Source organism: Nocardia sp. NPDC051929 (assembly GCF_044548645.1).
Taxonomy (GTDB): Bacteria; Actinomycetota; Actinomycetes; order Mycobacteriales; family Mycobacteriaceae; genus Nocardia; species Nocardia sichangensis.
In genome coordinates, this window is the sequence record NZ_JBIUCG010000003.1 from 317,066 (window position 1) to 332,338 (window position 15,273).

Here is a 15,273-nt window from a genome sequence, read left to right on the forward strand (position 1 = left end):
GCCCATGACGGCGGAATTCACCGGTTGGCATGTGCTGGCCGAGTTCGGTGGTGTCGACGCAGCCCTCTGCGACGATCTCGAACGACTCGAATCGGCGTTGCGTGAGTCTCTGATCGCGGCGGGCGTCACCATCTGCGATGTCGTACACAAGAAGTTCGAACCGCAGGGGGTGACCGTCCTCGCGCTGTTGTCGGAGTCCCACGCCTCGATTCACACCTATCCGGAGTCCGGCGACATCTTCGTCGACGTCTTCACTTGCGGCAGCATCGGCGCTGGCGCGTCGAAGGCGGTCGAGCTACTGCGGGACGCGTTGGCGCCCAAGGACGTTCGGATGCAGGTCATCCGCAGGGGACACGGCAGTCAGCGGATCGAGGAGCCGGTGGGCGCGGGCCTGACCCGCATCTGGGACCTGCACGACGTGATCGTCGACACCCACACCCCGTTCCAGCACATGATCATCGCGCGGACCGAGCAGGGCATCAGCCTGTTCTCCGACGACGACCGCCAGTCCACCGAGTTCTCCCAGGTCACCTACCACGAGGCGATGATGGTCCCCGCCTTCGTGCTGGCCGAGAAGCTGGACAAGGTGTTGATCATCGGCTCCGGGGAAGGCGTCGCCAGCCAGATGTCGGTCGCCGCGGGCGCCACTCTGGTCGACCACGTCGACATCGACCAGCTCGAGGTCGAGCTGTGCGCCGAGCACCTGCCCTACGGCTACACAAGGGATGAACTGGCCGCCGCGGTCAAGGGTGAGGGGCCGATCAAGGTCCATTACGCCGACGGCTGGGATTTCCTGGCCGAGGCCGAGCGGGCGGGCACCCGGTACGACGTCATCGTGATCGACCTGCCGGACGAGCGCGTCGAGGACGCGCAGCACAACCGCCTCTACGAGGCGGAGTTCCTGTCCCGATGTCGTGCGCTGCTCGCGCCCGGCGGTGTGCTGTGCGCCCAGGCGGGCTGCGCGACGATGTGGCGCAACGAGACCCTGAAGCGGTCCTGGCAGCGTTTCCACGAGCAGTTCGGCACCGTGGTGCACTACGGCAGCGACGAACACGAGTGGTCGTTCCTGTTCGGCCTGGTCGAGGAGATCGACGACCCGGTCGGCGGGATGACCGATCGCCTGGCGCAGCTGCCCTACCAGCCCGAGACCATCGACGCCAGGGCGCTGGAGCGCGGCGCGATCGAACCGCACGCCCTGCGGGTCTAGGCAACGGCGCCCGAATGCGCCGGTTCCGGATCCGGAACCGGCGCATTCGGCGTTTCGTGTCCGATCAGAGCCGCGCCGGGTCGACGGGCGGCTGGTCCCGGTTGGTTCAGGAGCGCTGCTGCGCGCGCCACTGCTCGACGTCGACGCCGCCGACGCCCCAGTTCGACAGCGCGACCTCGTCGATCACGACGTACGTGCTCGCGGGCGATTTGCCGAGCACGTCCTGCAGCAGATCGGTGACGCCCTTGATCAGCCGCGCCTTCTGCTCGCGGGTCACGCCTTCGTCGGTGACTTTGATGTTCACATAAGGCATTTCAGGCCGCCCTTCCAGAGATGAACCCGCCGTCGACGGGGAGGATGTGTCCGGTGGTGAAGGCCGCGTCGGCGAGATACAAGACCGCGGCCGTCGTTTCGGCGACTTCGCCGATGCGGTTCAACAGCGCGAGTCTGCCCGAAGCAGGCTCGTCGCCGTCGCCGAACAGCGGTGTGCGAATGATGCCGGGGGCGACAGCGTTGACCCGGATGCCCTCGGCGGCGAGTTCGGCGGCGAGGCTGGTGGTCAACGCGTGTATGCCGCCCTTGCTGACCAAAGCCGCGGTGGCGGGCAACCCGGCGAGGGCGTGATCGATCAGCACGGTGCCGATGTTCACGATGCTGCCGCCCCTGGCTTGCGTCAGGAACTGCCGCACCACGGCCTGCGTCGTGAAGTAGGTGCCTTTGAGGTTGCCGTTCAGATAGACGTCCAGGTCTTGCTCGGTCACCTCGACAAACGGCTTGGCTCCGAAGATGCCCGCGTTGTTGACCAGCACGTCCACGCCACCGAATCGCTCCACCGCGACGCGCACCAGGGTCGCCGCGGTCGTGGCGGCGCCGATATCGCCCGGCACCGTAGCCACACGCTCCGGCGCACCGAGTTCAGCAGCCACCCGGGTCAGCTTTTCCTCGTCTCGGCCGTTGAGCACGACGTTGTCGCCGCGTTCCACGAACGCCCGTGCGATATCGCGACCGATTCCGCTCGAGGAACCGGTCACGATGACGGTCTTCACCATGGTGATCCTTTCTTATATACGACCGGTCGTCTTGGAACGGGTAGACGAAGACGCCGGACAGGTGCTGCCCCTGGAATCAGGGCAGGAAGTAATCGCCCAGCAGGCGATCGAGGCACTTGTGCAGCGGCGCGAGGGTGCGCTCCATCTTCATCCTGATGACCGCCCCTTCCCAGGATTCGAGCAGGAGATCGGCCAGTTCGACCGCCTCGATGTCGGCGCGGATCATGCCGAGGCGCTGCGCCTGCAGGAGTTGCTCGGCGACGCGATCGCGCCATGCGCGCCAAGCCACCGACAACGATTCCCGCAACAGCTCACTGCCTTCCAGCTCGCCCCCGAGATTCGCGATGAGGCACCCGCCGGTGAAATCCGCCGCGACGAAATCGTCCATCAGCCGTCCGAAGAACGCCCGCAAGCCGCTCACCGGGTCCGGCTCCGCGCCGAACGCCTCGGTCAGATTGCGCTGTACGCAGACCGAATGGTGCTCGATGATCGCGCGACCGAAGCTCTCCTTGCTGTCGAAGTAGTTGTAGAACGAGCCCTTCGGCACACCGACCTTGTCCAGGATCTGTTTGATACCCGTGCCGTGGTAGCCGTTGGTCAGAAACCCCGCGGCGCCCTCTTCGACGAGAAGACGCCGGGTGTCCTGGCTGCGTCGCGGTCGTGCCATGCGGTGAATATACGACCGGTCGTCTTGGAATTGCAACAGCCGCACATATGGCCTCACGCCGAGGGATCCGACCAGCCGGGTCCGGCCGAGTCCGAGAAGCTCGCGGGGTCCTGCCGCCACCGCGCGGACCGGACGGCGAAACGCGCGAGATGCTCGGCGGCGAACCGGTCCCGTTCCCAGTCCGCCGAGTCCGCCGCCACCGTCCAGACGTAGGTCCACACCGGAGCGTTCCGGCCCTCGAGGCGCACTTGGCGCAGGTCGTACTCGTCATCCTCGAACGCGTCGAGAATCTTCCACTCCGTCGCGCTGAGACCGGTCAGCAGGGCGCCGCGGGCGCGCCCGTGCGCCGCGGCGACCAGTCCCGGATACAACCGCCGCGGCAGCGCGGCGGCGCGCCACCCGGCCAGCTCGGCCGGTTCGAGCGATGGCACTCGCCCGAGCAGCGTCGTCAACACCTCGGGGAACTGCAGGGTGCCGTAGACGAACAACGCATGGTTCGATCCGGACAGGCGGCCGAGCCGCCCCTCTCCCAGCGCCGCCGATGCCAACTCGCCTCTCCTCTCACCGGCCTCCACTGTGCCCGGCCGGCGCGTTCGACGCAGCTACATCGGCCGCTGAGCACGGATGATGGCGGCCAGGTATTCGTAATCGTCGGCGCGGGCGCTGGACGTGCGAAAAACCAGGCCGATGGTGCGGCCGGGTGCGGGAGCGGAGAAGTGCGCCACGTCCAACGTGCCGCGGGCGGTCTCCGCCGCGACCGCCATCTGCGGGATCAGCGTGACACCGAGCCCGCCCGCCACGCACTGGACCACGGTGGACAGGGACGCGGCCCTGGTGTCGCCGACGGCGGCGGGATGCACATCGGCCGAGCGGCACGCCTCCAAGGTCTGATCGCGCAGGCAGTGCCCCTCGTCCAGCAGCAGCAGCGGCTGGGCGTCCAGCACCGACGCCGCCAGGTCGCCACGCCCGGCCAGTTCGTGGCCGCGCGGCGTGACCAGCACGAATTCCTCGGAGTACAGCGGAATCTCGACCAGGCCCGGCATCTCGGTGGGGACCGCCAGCAGCGCGACGTCCAGCACGCCGGTGCGCAGCCCGTCCAGCAGCCGGGCGGTCTGGTCCTCGATGATCTGCGGGCGCAGTTCGGGCAGCCGCTTGCGCAATTCCGGCAGCAACCCGGGCAGCACATAGGGGGCGACCGTCGGGATGATGCCCATCCGCAGCGTGCCGCCGAGCCCGTCACCGGTGGCCGACGCGACGAAACGGTCCGCGGCCTCCAGCGTCGCCATCGCCTTTGGCAGCAACCGCATCCCGGCGGCGGTCACCAGCACGCGCCGGGTGCTGCGTTCGATCAGCTGGAGCCCGAGCCCGTGTTCCAGGGCGGCGAGCGCCTGCGATAGCGTGGGCTGACTCACACCGAGACGGGCAGCCGCGGTGCCGAAATGGCGGTATTCCGCGATCGCCGCGAACGCACGCAGCTGTGACAGGGTGGGCTGATAAGTCTGATCAGTCACCCCTATCAGTGTAGTGCGACTGATCACCTTTACCTTTTACCGCCCCTTGGGCAAGATCGCCCATGAGCTTTTCACCCGCGGTGTGAGTGCTGAATTCGAGTCGGTGGCCGACTTTCACGGCAACGGTTCGGCAATACCGCAGAACACAGTTGGCAATCAAATGACGAGGAGACGAGCATGGCCCTGCTGACCATCGGCGACCAATTCCCGGCATACAACCTCACCGCGGTCATCGGCGGTGACCTGTCGAAGGTCGACGCTCAGCAGCCCGACGACTACTTCACCCGGATCACCAGCGACGACCACGCGGGCAAGTGGCGGATCGTCTTCTTCTGGCCGAAGGACTTCACCTTCGTGTGCCCGACGGAGATCGCCGCGTTCGGCAAGCTCAACGACGAATTCGAGGACCGGGACGCCGTGGTGCTCGGCGCGTCGGTGGACAACGAGTTCGTGCACTTCCAGTGGCGCGCTCAGCACGAGGACCTCAAGACCCTCCCCTTCCCCATGCTTTCGGACCTCAAGCGGGAACTGGCCGCGGCCACCGGTGTGCTCAACGCCGACGGCGTCGCCGACCGCGCCACCTTCATCGTCGACCCGAACAACGAGGTCCAGTTCGTCTCCGTGACCGCGGGTTCGGTCGGCCGCAACGTCGACGAGGTGCTGCGCGTGCTCGACGCCCTGCAGTCCGACGAGCTGTGCGCCTGCAACTGGAAGAAGGGCGACCCCACCATCAACGCGGGCGAACTCCTGTCCGCCAGCGTCTGAAAACCGCAGTCGCATCCGGACTTCCTGGTACGTCCCAACCCCACACCATCGAGAACCGACCTGGTCCCCGCACGGGATCGCTTCGAGTAGAGGAATCGCCGCATGAGCATTGAGAACCTGAAGAACTCCCTTCCCGAGTACGCCAAGGACCTCAAGCTCAATCTGTCATCCATCGCGCGCACCACGGTGCTGAACGAACAGCAGTTGTGGGGCACCCTGCTCGCGTCGGCGGCCGCCACCCGGTCGACGACCACGCTGCGCGAGATCGCCGAGGAAGCCGCCGACGCGCTGTCGGCGGAGGCGTACAACGCCGCGCTCGGCGCCGCCTCGATCATGGGCATGAACAACGTGTTCTACCGGGGCAAGGCGTTCCTCGGCGGTCGCTACGACGACTTGCGGGCCGGGCTGCGCATGCAGATCATCGGCACGCCGGGCGTCGACAAGGCCGACTTCGAGCTGTGGTCGTTCGCGGTCTCCTCGATCAACGGTTGCGCGCACTGCCTCGAGGCGCACGAGCACACGTTGCGCGAAGCGGGCGTATCCCGCGAAGTGATCTTCGAATCGCTGCGCGCCGCCGCGATCGTGGCCGGAGTCGGCCAGGCGGTGCAGTCGACCGAGGCCCTCACCGCGGCCGCGATCTGATTTCGCTGGGAAAGCGGCCCCTGTCCTGCGACGGGGGCCTCTTTCGCGTTCCATTGTGGTCTGCGTGACAGCTCGCGCCCGCGGCATCCGAGTAGGCTCGGCGAGCATGAGCACACAGGTCGATGTGGTGCGAGTGTTCACCGACGCCGCCGGACGCTTCGGCAACGAGTTGGGTATCGCACGGGCGGCCGACGTGGCCGCGGCCGATCGGCAGGCGCTGGCCGCCAAGGCCGGATACAGCGAGACCGTGGTCGTCGAGGAGCCGGTGGACGGCACCGCCGCGGTGCGGATCTACACCCCCACTATGGAACTTCCGTTCGCCGGGCACCCCTCGGTGGGGACGGCGTGGTGGTTCGCGTCGCAGGGCCTTGCGGTGCGGACACTGGACGTCCCCGCGGGCCCGGTGGCCGTGGAACTCACCGAGGGATTGACTTGGATCACCGCTCGCGGCGAGTGGGCGCCCGCGTTCACCTTCCATCAACTGGACGACGCCGAGGAGCTGGCCACCTTGCGGCCGGAGGAGTTTCCCGGCGGTCCGCACTACCTGTGGGCGTGGACCGACGAGCATCGCGCCGCCCTGCGATCGCGCATGTTCGCGCCGACCATGGGCATCACCGAGGACGAGGCGACCGGAGCCGCGGCCGTGGCGTTGACGGCGCTGCTGCGCAAGGGACTGGTCATCACCCAGGGCAAAGGCTCGCAATTGTTCACCCGGTGGGACTCCGACGGCTGGGTGCATCTGGGCGGCCGAGTCGCCGCGGACCAGCCGGTGGAGATCTGACGCCGCTCAGGGCAGGGTCACGCCCACGATCGGATCGCCGCTCGGTGCGTCCGAACCGCCGTCCGGTTCGACGCTCACCGCCAGCACTTCGCCGGACCGGAAACCGGTGACGAACGGCCGCTCGGTCGACGGCACGTCGCTCAGCAATCCCGCCGAGCGGGGTTGCCCGTCGGAACCGACCAGCCACACCTGATACACCCGGCCCAGCGGCGGCGGAGCGACCCGATCGAAGACGACGACCGCGCGTCCGAGTTCGGGTGAGGCGTCGACGACGAGCAGCCCACCCCCGGCGAACGATCCGTTCACCGTCCGCATGTGCACCCGATCGGCGGCGGCCGGGTCCGAGTGGGAGCCGAGGAGCTGCGCGGTCACCACACTGCCGCCGATCACCAGGCACAAGACGGCCGCGATCGGGGCCACCCAGCGCAGCGAGCGCCGCCACGACGCGATCCGCGTGCTCGACCGCTCGGCGCGCTCGTCGGGCAGCGCGGCCAGGATGCGGCGTTCCAGCTCCGGCGGCGGCGCGAGCTCACCGAGCACGGCCAGCCGCCCCATGACGTCACGCACCTGCCACACGGTGTCGGAGAACGCCTGGCGTACTTCCGGGTCCGCGGCCGCCAGACGGGCATCGATGTGCCTGCGTTCGATATCGGCGACCGCGTCCAGCGCGCAGGGGTAGGCGAGGTCGATGAGGTCCGCCTCCGAGCGCGGCGAGGTGTCAACCATCGCTGCCTTCCCCGGACAAACATTGCTCCAATCGTTTCAGCCCGTCGCGGATGCGGGTCTTGATCGTGGGCAGCGGCACCGAGAGACGATCGGCGACCTCCCGGTAGGTCCACCCGCCGTAGTAGGCCAACACGATCGCTTCGCGCTGCGTGGGGGTCAACCTCTCCAGGCAGCCTGCCACCTGTTGCTCCTCGATGCGCTGGGTGACCGATTCGGCGACGACATCGTGGGCGCGCCCGAGCTGCTCGTGCGCGTAGACGAGGTCCCGGCTGGTGGCCGAACTCTCCGCGCGAACCCGGTCCACCGCCCTGCGATGGGCGAGCATCATGAGCCAGCCGACCGGACTGGCCAGCGTGGCATCGTAGCGATGGGCCATCGACCAGACCTGGAGGTAGACCTCCTGGGTCACCTCCTCCGCGGCGGCATGACTGCGCAGCACTCGCACCGCGAGCCCGAACACCCGCGGACTGGTCAGCTGATAGAACTCGGTGAACGCGCCGCGATCGCCCGCGCCTGCGGCGGCGAGTAGCGCCGCGAGCTCACGGCTCGCGCGGGTCGCCCCTGCTCGGTCGTAGCCGGTGGGCAGCGGGCACGCGAGCGCCGGGGCATCGGTTTCCTCGCGCGCACGTGCCGGACCGCCGGAGCGATGGGGTGAAGCAGAACCGTGTTCGTTGCTCATGGCCGAATCCCGTGCCTGCATGCACAGGGGTTCGGTATGCGCGGGAAACCGGATTGGTCACGGTCACCGAATGATCACGGCCGCGAGCATGTATGCGGTGCCCGCGTCCATCACCACATGCGGCACCGCCGCCCACGGTTTCGCGGGACCGGTGAGGGCGGCGACGCAGCCGCTGGAACGCACCAGCAGCCCCAGCGGCCCCGGCACGTGCGCCCGGGTCCGGCCGGTACAGGCGGTGAAGGTCACCAGAAGCGCGTCGAGCAGGAACAGGACGGCGAGAACGAGCGCCGGTCCGGTGGACGGACCGCCCGCATGGCCGGAACCCGTATGGCCGGACATCGCGTAGAGCATCGCCGCGGCGGCGACGATGTGGTAGCCGAGCGGTACCAGCCGGTCGATCGGCAATGGCCGCCCCTGGGTGGCGTGCTCCACGGCACGGATCGTCAGCAACCCGGCGAACACCACGGCCATCGCCGTCAGTACGCCGCGCACCGCATGCGGGCTCGCGCCCGAGGGAAACACCAGCATGCCGAGCATCACCAGGCACATCACCAGGTGGGCCGCATCGGATTCGGAGTGCCCGGCCGAGGTGTCCGACGGTGGCCGCGTCTGCGCGACGGACCCGGTCGACGACGTCGCGGCCGCCGCCACCCGCGACAGCACGATCCCCGCGGCGATCACGAACGCCGCCACCATCATCCACCGCAATACGGCATACTCCTGCACGAACTGCGCCACACCCCACCACCTCTCAGCACGGCGACCACGGTCGTCGCCCTTCCATGCTCGCATCCCGGAGCGTTCGAGGTGTCATTTTCAAATCGCGCACATCATGTAGGACGCAGAGGGAAGCCATACCTCAGCAGTTCGATCGCCTGCCCTCATGGCCGAGTTCCGAGGTGCGCGCCGCATCGCGGATTCGGTTGAACGACAGTGGTTTCGATCTACCCTGAAGACAGCGCTGACAGCGTGCTACTTCGATGCTGTTGAAGGCTGCTGTCGGACAGTTCTGAGCACGGCCTGCCGTCCCGGCGACGACTTCGCAGCGTGCTCCGCCGTGTCGCGGAAGTCGGCTCCGCGCGGCGCTCTTCGATTCGAGGCCGCCCGGGGAACGCTCGGGTGCGGCCTCGGCGAGATGCCGAGTCAGTGGCGGGATGCGGATGGAACCGAGCGACCCGCCATGATGGAGTCATGTCCCACCAGGCCGGCAAACACGTCACCGAGATCGAGCGCGACGGTCTGCGCATCGTCGTCGACGACCTCACCGGCCCGGAGGTCGCGGCACTGCTCACCGAGCACCTTGCCGAGATGGCCGCGCACTCGCCCGCGGAGAGCATGCACGCGCTGGACCTGGCGGCGCTGCGTCATCCGGACGTCACGTTCTGGACCGCATGGGACGGTGCGGCCCTCGCCGGATGCGCCGCGGTGAAGCGCCTCGACGACGACCACGCCGAGATCAAATCCATGCGCACCGCCGCGACGCACCAACGCCGCGGTATCGCGACCACCCTGCTGCGTCATCTGCTCGCCGAGGCCACCGCGCGCGGCTACCGCCGCCTCAGCCTCGAGACGGGTGCGCATGATTTCTTCCGGCCCGCACGACGGCTCTACGCCGCCCACGGCTTCGCCCACTGCCCGCCGTTCGGTGACTACCGCCCTGATCCACACAGCGTCTTCATGAGCCGTGACCTCTGACGTCAAGCATCGTTCAACGCGCGGGTGAATCCCTCGACGAGCTCGGCGACCTGGTCGTCGGTCATGACGAAGGCCGGGGAGACCTGCATGGCCCCTTGGCCCGCGGCGCGACCGGAGATGCCGTGCGCACGCAACGTCTTGACCAGTCGCGGCCCTTCGGCGGGATCGGTGAGCTGGATGGCCGCGACGGCGCCGAATCCGCTGCGCACCTCGGCGACCCTGGGGTGTTCGGCGAGCACCGACAGCTGATCGTGCAGGCTGGATTCCAGGCGCAAAGCGGCCGCGAGCAGGTCTTCCCGCTCGACGATGTCGAGATTCGCCAACGCGGCGGCCGCCGCGCCCGCGTGGCCGCCGTAGGTGTAGCCGTGCCGCCACCAGACGCCGCCCGCGAAGAACGGCTCCGCCACGCGCGGGGCGGCGAATACCGCGCCCATCGGGAGATATCCGGAGGTCAGCCCCTTCGCGGTGGTCATCAGATCGGGTTCGAGCGCGAGCCGGGACGAGGCGAACCACGCTCCGCCGATGCGGCCGAAACCGGTGACCACCTCGTCGGCGACGAACAGGATGTCGTGGTCGCGGCAGATCCGGCGCACCTCGGCGAGGTAACCCGCCGGTGGCGGATACACACCGCCCGCGCCGATGACGGGTTCGCAGAAGAACGCGGCGATCCGCTCGGCGCCGACTTCCTCGATGAGGGCGAGCAGTGCCTTCGCGTCGTCCCATTCCACGGTGCGCGCCGCGGGCATCAGCTCGCCATAGCCTTCGCGGTTTCCCGGGAGGCCACCGAGCGCGGTGCCACCCACGTGCATGCCGTGATAGGCCATCCGCCGCCCGACCATGATCGTCTTGCCCGGCTGCCCTAGTTCGTGCCAGTAGCGGCGGGCGAGCTTGGTCGCGGTGTCGACGGAGTCGGAGCCGCCCGAGGTGAAGAAGATCTTGCTGCCGGGAACCGGCGCGAGCCCGGCGAGCCGCTCGGCGAGTTCCTGGGTGGCCGGCTCGGTGATGTCGCCGAAATTGGAGTAGTGCGCGATCGTGCGCAGCTGCGCGGCCACCGCGTCGGCGATCTCGCCGCGCCCGTGGCCCACGTTGGCGAACCACAGGCCCGCGGTGGCGTCCAGGTAGCGGTTGCCCGCCCGGTCGAAGACGTAGGCGCCCTCCCCGCGGGCGACCACGAACGCTCCGTCCCGCTCGACGGCGCCCATGTCGGCGAAGCCATGCCATAGCGCGTTCATGTCTTCCACCTTTACCGGTTCCCCGGCCGCGGTCCATACCTTCGAATACCGCGACCGCTCCGCGAACCGGACGCATACACCGCGCGCACCGGCGCTGAACAGCGCATATTCGGGCGAGACACCGCGCCGGTCGCGCACCTCCGGCTTACTCTCGGCTACCGGACGCACCGCCTGGTGGAAAAATCCGCTGGCGGATTTCGCTAGGCTGGTCGATGCAATGACCAGGACAGCCGCCACCGATCTCCGCGACCTTCGCACCCGCCTGGCGAATCTTTCCCTTCGCGACGAACACCGGTTGCGGCGCAGGCTCGACAAAGCGCGCGGCGGCGACCTGGGCGAGGTGGAGACCGAGATCACAGCGGCCGAACTGCGCGTCGCAGCGCGGCGCGCCGCGGTGCCGGAGATCCGCTACCCGGAGCAGCTACCGGTCACCGCCCGCCGCGAGGACATCGCCGCTGCCATCGCCGAGCACCAAGTGGTCATCGTCGCGGGCGAGACCGGCTCCGGCAAGACCACCCAGATCCCGAAGATCTGCCTCGAACTCGGCCGCGGCATCCGCGGCACCATCGGGCACACCCAGCCCCGCAGGCTCGCCGCGCGCACCGTGGCCGAACGCATCGCCGAGGAGCTGGGTACCGAACTCGGCGACGTGGTCGGCTACACGGTGCGGTTCACCGACCACGCCTCCGAACACACGCTGGTCAAGTTGATGACCGACGGCATCCTGCTCGCGGAGATCCAGCGCGACCGGCTGCTGCGCCGCTACGACACGATCATCATCGATGAGGCGCACGAACGCAGTCTCAACATCGACTTCCTGCTCGGCTACCTCAAACAGCTGCTGCCCCGCAGGCCCGACCTCAAGGTGATCATCACTTCGGCGACCATCGATCCCGAGCTGTTCGCCCGGCATTTCGCGGACGAACATGGCACGCCGGCACCGATCGTCGAGGTCTCCGGGCGCTCGTACCCGGTGGAGATCCGCTACCGGCCGCTCGCGCTGGAGCTGCCGAGCGCCGCCGAGGACGAAGACGACGAAGATACCCGCATCGTCGACCGAGACCCGGTGGACGCCATCGGTGACGCGGTGACCGAACTGTTCGCCGCGGGCGACGGCGACGTGCTGGTATTCCTGTCCGGCGAACGCGAGATCCGCGACACCGCGGACGCGCTGCGCGATCTGAAGCTGCCGCGCACCGAGATCCTTCCGCTGTACGCCCGGCTGTCCACCGCCGAGCAGCACCGCGTGTTCGCCCCGCACACCGGGCGCCGGGTGGTGCTCGCGACGAACGTCGCGGAGACCTCGCTCACGGTGCCAGGGATCCGGTACGTCGTCGACCCGGGCACCGCGCGGATCTCGCGCTATTCCATGCGGACCAAAGTGCAACGGCTGCCGATCGAACCGGTGTCCCAGGCATCGGCGCGGCAGCGATCCGGGCGTTGCGGTCGCGTCGCCGACGGCATCTGCATCCGCCTGTATTCGGAGGACGACTTCGAATCCCGGCCCACCTTCACCGATCCGGAGATTCTGCGCACCAACCTCGCCGCGGTGATCCTGCAGATGACCGCGCTCGGACTCGGTGACATCGAGAACTTCCCGTTCGTGGAGGCGCCGGACCGCCGCGCCATCCGCGACGGCGTCGGCCTGCTCGAGGAGCTCGGCGCACTCGCGCGGCGGGACGGCGGGGCCAGGGCGAGTGGCGACGACGCCGCACTGTCGCTGACGCCGATCGGCCGCGAGATGGCCCAGCTCCCCGTCGATCCCCGGATGGCGCGGATGCTGGTGGAGGCGCAGCGCACCGGGTGCCTGGCCGACGTGCTGGTCATCGTCGCGGCGCTGTCGATCCAGGACGTCCGCGAGCGGCCCGCCGATCAGCAGCAGGCCGCCGACACCAAGCACGCGCGGTTCACCGTCGACGGCTCCGATTTCCTGGCCTACCTGCGCCTGTGGGAATACCTCGGCGGACAGCGCAAGTCGTTGTCGTCCAATCAGTTCCGCCGTCTGTGCCGGGAGGAGTTCCTGCACTACCTGCGGATCCGGGAGTGGCAGGATCTCCACGGGCAGCTGCGCACGATCACCAGGGGCCTCGGCTGGTCGACGCGCACGGAGAACGCGGAGGACGGTGCGAAACCGGACCGAGCCGAAGCGGCGGCACCGGATCGCAAGTCCGGCAACAGGTCACGCAGGGGTCGCGGCGGCGACGGACGCGCAGGCTCCGAGCCTGGCAGGTCCGCCACCGCGGCCGTCGTGGACGACGGACTCCCCTGGGATGCCACCGCCATCCATCAGGCGCTGCTGGCGGGCATGCTGTCGCACATCGGCGTCCGAGAGGCGGAAACCCGGGAGTTCCTCGGCGCCCGCAACGCCAAGTTCATGATCTTCCCCGGTTCGTCGCTGGCCAAGAAGCCGCCCCGCTGGGTGATGGCCGCCGAACTGGTCGAGACCTCACGGCTGTGGGGGCGGATGGCCGCGAAGATCGAGCCCGAATGGGCCGAGCGGCTGGCGGGCGACCTCGTCAAGCGCACCTACTCCGAACCACACTGGTCGGCCAAGCGAGGCGCGGCGCGCGCCTACGAACGGGTGACGCTGTACGGCATCCCCCTGGTCACCGGCAGGCCCGTGGATTACGGCCGCATCGACCCGGAGCTGTCCCGCGAGTTGTTCATCCGCCATGCCCTGGTGCAGGGCGAGTGGCAGACCCGGCACGAGTTCTTCCACCGCAATCGCGCGCTGCTGGACGATGTCGCCGACCTGGAGCACCGCGCCCGCCGCCGCGACATCCTGGTCGACGACGAGGTGCTGTTCGAGTTCTACGACAAGCGCCTGCCCGCCGACATCGTCTCGGTGCGGCACTTCGACAGCTGGTGGCGCGCCGCACGCCGGGAGAACCCGGCGCAGCTGGACTTCTCCACCTCCACCGTGGTCAACGAGGGCGCGGCCGCGCTGGACCCGGCGGCGTTCCCCGACTCCTGGCGGCAGGGCGAACTCAGTTTCCCGCTCTCCTACCAGTTCGAACCGGGCAACGAGGACGACGGCGTCACCGTGCGGATCCCGGTGGAACAGCTCGCCCACGTTCGCGCCGTCGGTTTCGACTGGCTGGTGCCGGGCATGCGCGAAGAACTGGCCGCCGCTCTGATCAAGACGTTGCCGAAGGCCTTGCGGCGCAGCGTTGTTCCCGCCCCCGATTTCGCGGCCGCCGCCTTGGCGGCGCTCACCCCGCGTGCGGAGCCGCTGCGCGCGGGGCTGGCACGCGAGCTGTCCCGGCTGGGTTCGGTGCCGATCGCCCCCACCGACTTCGACACCGCCGCGCTGCCCGACCACCTGCGCATGACCTTCGCGGCCGTCGGCGGCGACGGGGCTACGCTCGCGCGCGGCAAGAGCCTCGTCGCGCTGAAAACGCAGCTGGCCGAACAGGTCTCCGCCTCGGTCGCCCGGGCCACCGCGGGCGCGGAACGCCCTCCGGCCACGGTGTGGACCTCCGAATCGCTGGGCACCATCGCGCCGACGGTGCGGCGCGAGGTGGCGGGCCAGACCGTCACCGGATATCCCGCGCTCGTCGCCGAAGGGGACGGCGTGGCGCTCCGGGTTCTCAGCTCCCCCGCGGAGCAGGCCGCCGCCATGCGCCTCGGCACCAGAAAGTTGCTGCTGCACGCACTGCCGACGTCGGTCCGCTCCGCCACCGCGGGCCTGTCGCCCGCGGACCGCCTCGCCCTGAGTCAGAATCCGTACGGCTCGCTGGAGGCGCTGCTCGAGGACTGCCGCGCGGCCGCCGCCGACGAATTGCTCGCGGCCGCGGGCGGGCCGGTGCACGACCCGGCGAAGTTCGACGCGCTCGTCGTCCGGATTCGGCCCGATTTCACCGCTACCATCGCTCGTTTCGTGCGCCTGGTCGTGCCGATCCTCGCCGGCGCACACCAGGTCTCCGCGGCGCTGGAGCGAACGAGCGAGCGCGACATCGCCGATGACGTCCGTCATCAGCTCGACAACCTGGTGTTCCGCGGCTTCGTCTCCGAGACCGGCGCGACGAGGCTGCGCGAGCTGCCCCGTTATCTCCAAGCCGCGGTGACGCGACTGGAGGCGCTGCCCGGCTCCGCCGTTCGCGATCGGCAGGGCATGGCCGAACTCGATCGGGCGCTGGCCGCCTACGACCGCCTGGTCGCGTCGCTACCGGAGAACCGCAAGCATGCACCCGCGGTCACCGAAATCTGGTGGATGATCGAGGAATTCCGGGTCAGCCTGTTCGCGCAGAAGCTCGGCACCCCGTTTCCGGTGTCGGCCAAGCGAATCGAGAAGGCGATCGCCGCTGTGCGGCGCTGAG

General features: G+C 69.0%; 15 protein-coding genes. 6 read left to right on the forward strand and 9 right to left on the reverse strand.

Going from position 1 to position 15,273, the window contains the following annotated elements; translation table 11 throughout:
- The first annotated feature begins 4 nt into the window (after positions 1-4).
- On the forward strand, positions 5-1,207 hold the full coding sequence (gene speD / locus ACIHAX_RS05770) for an adenosylmethionine decarboxylase (RefSeq protein WP_364426023.1): 1,203 nt from the start codon (positions 5-7) through the stop codon (positions 1,205-1,207).
- Between the two features lie 106 nt (positions 1,208-1,313).
- Here the strand turns inward: speD and ACIHAX_RS05775 are convergent, their stop codons facing one another.
- The 5 genes from ACIHAX_RS05775 to ACIHAX_RS05795 all read right to left on the reverse strand — a co-directional run bounded on the left by ACIHAX_RS05775 (position 1,314) and on the right by ACIHAX_RS05795 (position 4,434).
- On the reverse strand, positions 1,314-1,520 hold the full coding sequence (locus ACIHAX_RS05775; RefSeq protein ID WP_355070321.1) for a 4-oxalocrotonate tautomerase family protein: 207 nt from the start codon (positions 1,518-1,520) through the stop codon (positions 1,314-1,316).
- Between the two features lies 1 nt (position 1,521).
- Positions 1,522-2,256, reverse strand: a complete 735-nt coding sequence (locus tag ACIHAX_RS05780) for an SDR family NAD(P)-dependent oxidoreductase (RefSeq protein WP_355070319.1) — start codon at positions 2,254-2,256, stop codon at positions 1,522-1,524.
- Between the two features lie 76 nt (positions 2,257-2,332).
- The gene (locus ACIHAX_RS05785; RefSeq protein ID WP_364426027.1) at positions 2,333-2,923 is read right to left on the reverse strand and encodes a TetR family transcriptional regulator C-terminal domain-containing protein; all 591 of its coding nucleotides are present in this window, start codon (positions 2,921-2,923) and stop codon (positions 2,333-2,335) included.
- A gap of 53 nt (positions 2,924-2,976) precedes the next feature.
- Positions 2,977-3,471, reverse strand: coding sequence for a gamma-glutamylcyclotransferase family protein (locus ACIHAX_RS05790; RefSeq protein ID WP_397276000.1), 495 nt, complete (start codon positions 3,469-3,471; stop codon positions 2,977-2,979).
- 54 nt (positions 3,472-3,525) lie between these two features.
- Positions 3,526-4,434: a hydrogen peroxide-inducible genes activator gene (locus tag ACIHAX_RS05795; protein ID WP_364426030.1), complete on the reverse strand. Its 909-nt coding sequence runs from the start codon at positions 4,432-4,434 to the stop codon at positions 3,526-3,528.
- 177 nt (positions 4,435-4,611) lie between these two features.
- Between ACIHAX_RS05795 and ACIHAX_RS05800 the strand changes: the two genes are divergently transcribed.
- The 3 genes from ACIHAX_RS05800 (at position 4,612) to ACIHAX_RS05810 (ending at position 6,622) form a co-directional block, all read left to right on the forward strand.
- Positions 4,612-5,199 (forward strand): peroxiredoxin, encoded by a 588-nt coding sequence (locus tag ACIHAX_RS05800; protein WP_355070311.1) that lies wholly within the window; start codon positions 4,612-4,614, stop codon positions 5,197-5,199.
- A gap of 102 nt (positions 5,200-5,301) precedes the next feature.
- On the forward strand, positions 5,302-5,841 hold the full coding sequence (locus ACIHAX_RS05805; RefSeq protein ID WP_355070309.1) for a carboxymuconolactone decarboxylase family protein: 540 nt from the start codon (positions 5,302-5,304) through the stop codon (positions 5,839-5,841).
- A gap of 106 nt (positions 5,842-5,947) precedes the next feature.
- Positions 5,948-6,622 carry a PhzF family phenazine biosynthesis protein gene (locus ACIHAX_RS05810; RefSeq protein ID WP_355070307.1) on the forward strand — a complete coding sequence of 225 codons (675 nt, stop codon included), beginning with the start codon at positions 5,948-5,950 and terminating at the stop codon, positions 6,620-6,622.
- Between the two features lie 6 nt (positions 6,623-6,628).
- On the opposite strand, the gene ACIHAX_RS05815 is transcribed toward ACIHAX_RS05810, so the two are convergent.
- The 3 genes from ACIHAX_RS05815 to ACIHAX_RS05825 all read right to left on the reverse strand — a co-directional run bounded on the left by ACIHAX_RS05815 (position 6,629) and on the right by ACIHAX_RS05825 (position 8,765).
- Positions 6,629-7,348, reverse strand: a complete 720-nt coding sequence (locus tag ACIHAX_RS05815; protein WP_356961544.1) for an anti-sigma factor — start codon at positions 7,346-7,348, stop codon at positions 6,629-6,631.
- Complete coding sequence (sigK, locus tag ACIHAX_RS05820; protein ID WP_364426035.1) at positions 7,341-8,027, reverse strand: ECF RNA polymerase sigma factor SigK; 687 nt, start codon at positions 8,025-8,027, stop codon at positions 7,341-7,343. Before sigK ends, ACIHAX_RS05815 begins: the two co-directional genes overlap by 8 nt.
- 63 nt (positions 8,028-8,090) lie before the next feature.
- Positions 8,091-8,765 (reverse strand): DUF5134 domain-containing protein, encoded by a 675-nt coding sequence (locus ACIHAX_RS05825; RefSeq protein ID WP_364426037.1) that lies wholly within the window; start codon positions 8,763-8,765, stop codon positions 8,091-8,093.
- 453 nt (positions 8,766-9,218) lie between these two features.
- Here ACIHAX_RS05825 and ACIHAX_RS05830 point away from each other — a divergent pair, with 453 nt between their 5' ends.
- A complete protein-coding gene (locus tag ACIHAX_RS05830) occupies positions 9,219-9,722 on the forward strand; it encodes a GNAT family N-acetyltransferase (RefSeq protein WP_356961540.1) in 504 nt (167 codons plus the stop codon).
- Positions 9,723-9,724: 2 nt separating this feature from the next.
- On the opposite strand, the gene ACIHAX_RS05835 is transcribed toward ACIHAX_RS05830, so the two are convergent.
- Complete coding sequence (locus tag ACIHAX_RS05835; protein WP_355070297.1) at positions 9,725-10,954, reverse strand: aminotransferase class III-fold pyridoxal phosphate-dependent enzyme; 1,230 nt, start codon at positions 10,952-10,954, stop codon at positions 9,725-9,727.
- Between the two features lie 217 nt (positions 10,955-11,171).
- On the opposite strand from ACIHAX_RS05835, the gene hrpA reads away from it, so the two are divergent.
- Positions 11,172-15,272, forward strand: a complete 4,101-nt coding sequence (gene hrpA, locus ACIHAX_RS05840; RefSeq protein ID WP_397276005.1) for an ATP-dependent RNA helicase HrpA — start codon at positions 11,172-11,174, stop codon at positions 15,270-15,272.
- Position 15,273 lies beyond the last annotated feature (1 nt).

Bases quoted from the DNA above. Each gene is read 5' to 3' on its own strand.
- ACIHAX_RS05785 (WP_364426027.1), bottom strand. From the start codon at position 2,923: ATGGCACGACCGCGACGCAGCCAGGACACCCGGCGTCTTCTCGTCGAA.
- speD (WP_364426023.1), top strand. From the start codon at position 5: ATGACGGCGGAATTCACCGGTTGGCATGTGCTGGCCGAGTTCGGTGGT.
- hrpA (WP_397276005.1), top strand. From the start codon at position 11,172: ATGACCAGGACAGCCGCCACCGATCTCCGCGACCTTCGCACCCGCCTG.
- ACIHAX_RS05835 (WP_355070297.1), bottom strand. From the start codon at position 10,954: ATGAACGCGCTATGGCATGGCTTCGCCGACATGGGCGCCGTCGAGCGG.
- sigK (WP_364426035.1), bottom strand. From the start codon at position 8,027: ATGAGCAACGAACACGGTTCTGCTTCACCCCATCGCTCCGGCGGTCCG.
- ACIHAX_RS05805 (WP_355070309.1), top strand. From the start codon at position 5,302: ATGAGCATTGAGAACCTGAAGAACTCCCTTCCCGAGTACGCCAAGGAC.
- ACIHAX_RS05810 (WP_355070307.1), top strand. From the start codon at position 5,948: ATGAGCACACAGGTCGATGTGGTGCGAGTGTTCACCGACGCCGCCGGA.
- ACIHAX_RS05815 (WP_356961544.1), bottom strand. From the start codon at position 7,348: ATGGTTGACACCTCGCCGCGCTCGGAGGCGGACCTCATCGACCTCGCC.
- ACIHAX_RS05830 (WP_356961540.1), top strand. From the start codon at position 9,219: ATGTCCCACCAGGCCGGCAAACACGTCACCGAGATCGAGCGCGACGGT.
- ACIHAX_RS05800 (WP_355070311.1), top strand. From the start codon at position 4,612: ATGGCCCTGCTGACCATCGGCGACCAATTCCCGGCATACAACCTCACC.
- ACIHAX_RS05775 (WP_355070321.1), bottom strand. From the start codon at position 1,520: ATGCCTTATGTGAACATCAAAGTCACCGACGAAGGCGTGACCCGCGAG.
- ACIHAX_RS05780 (WP_355070319.1), bottom strand. From the start codon at position 2,256: ATGGTGAAGACCGTCATCGTGACCGGTTCCTCGAGCGGAATCGGTCGC.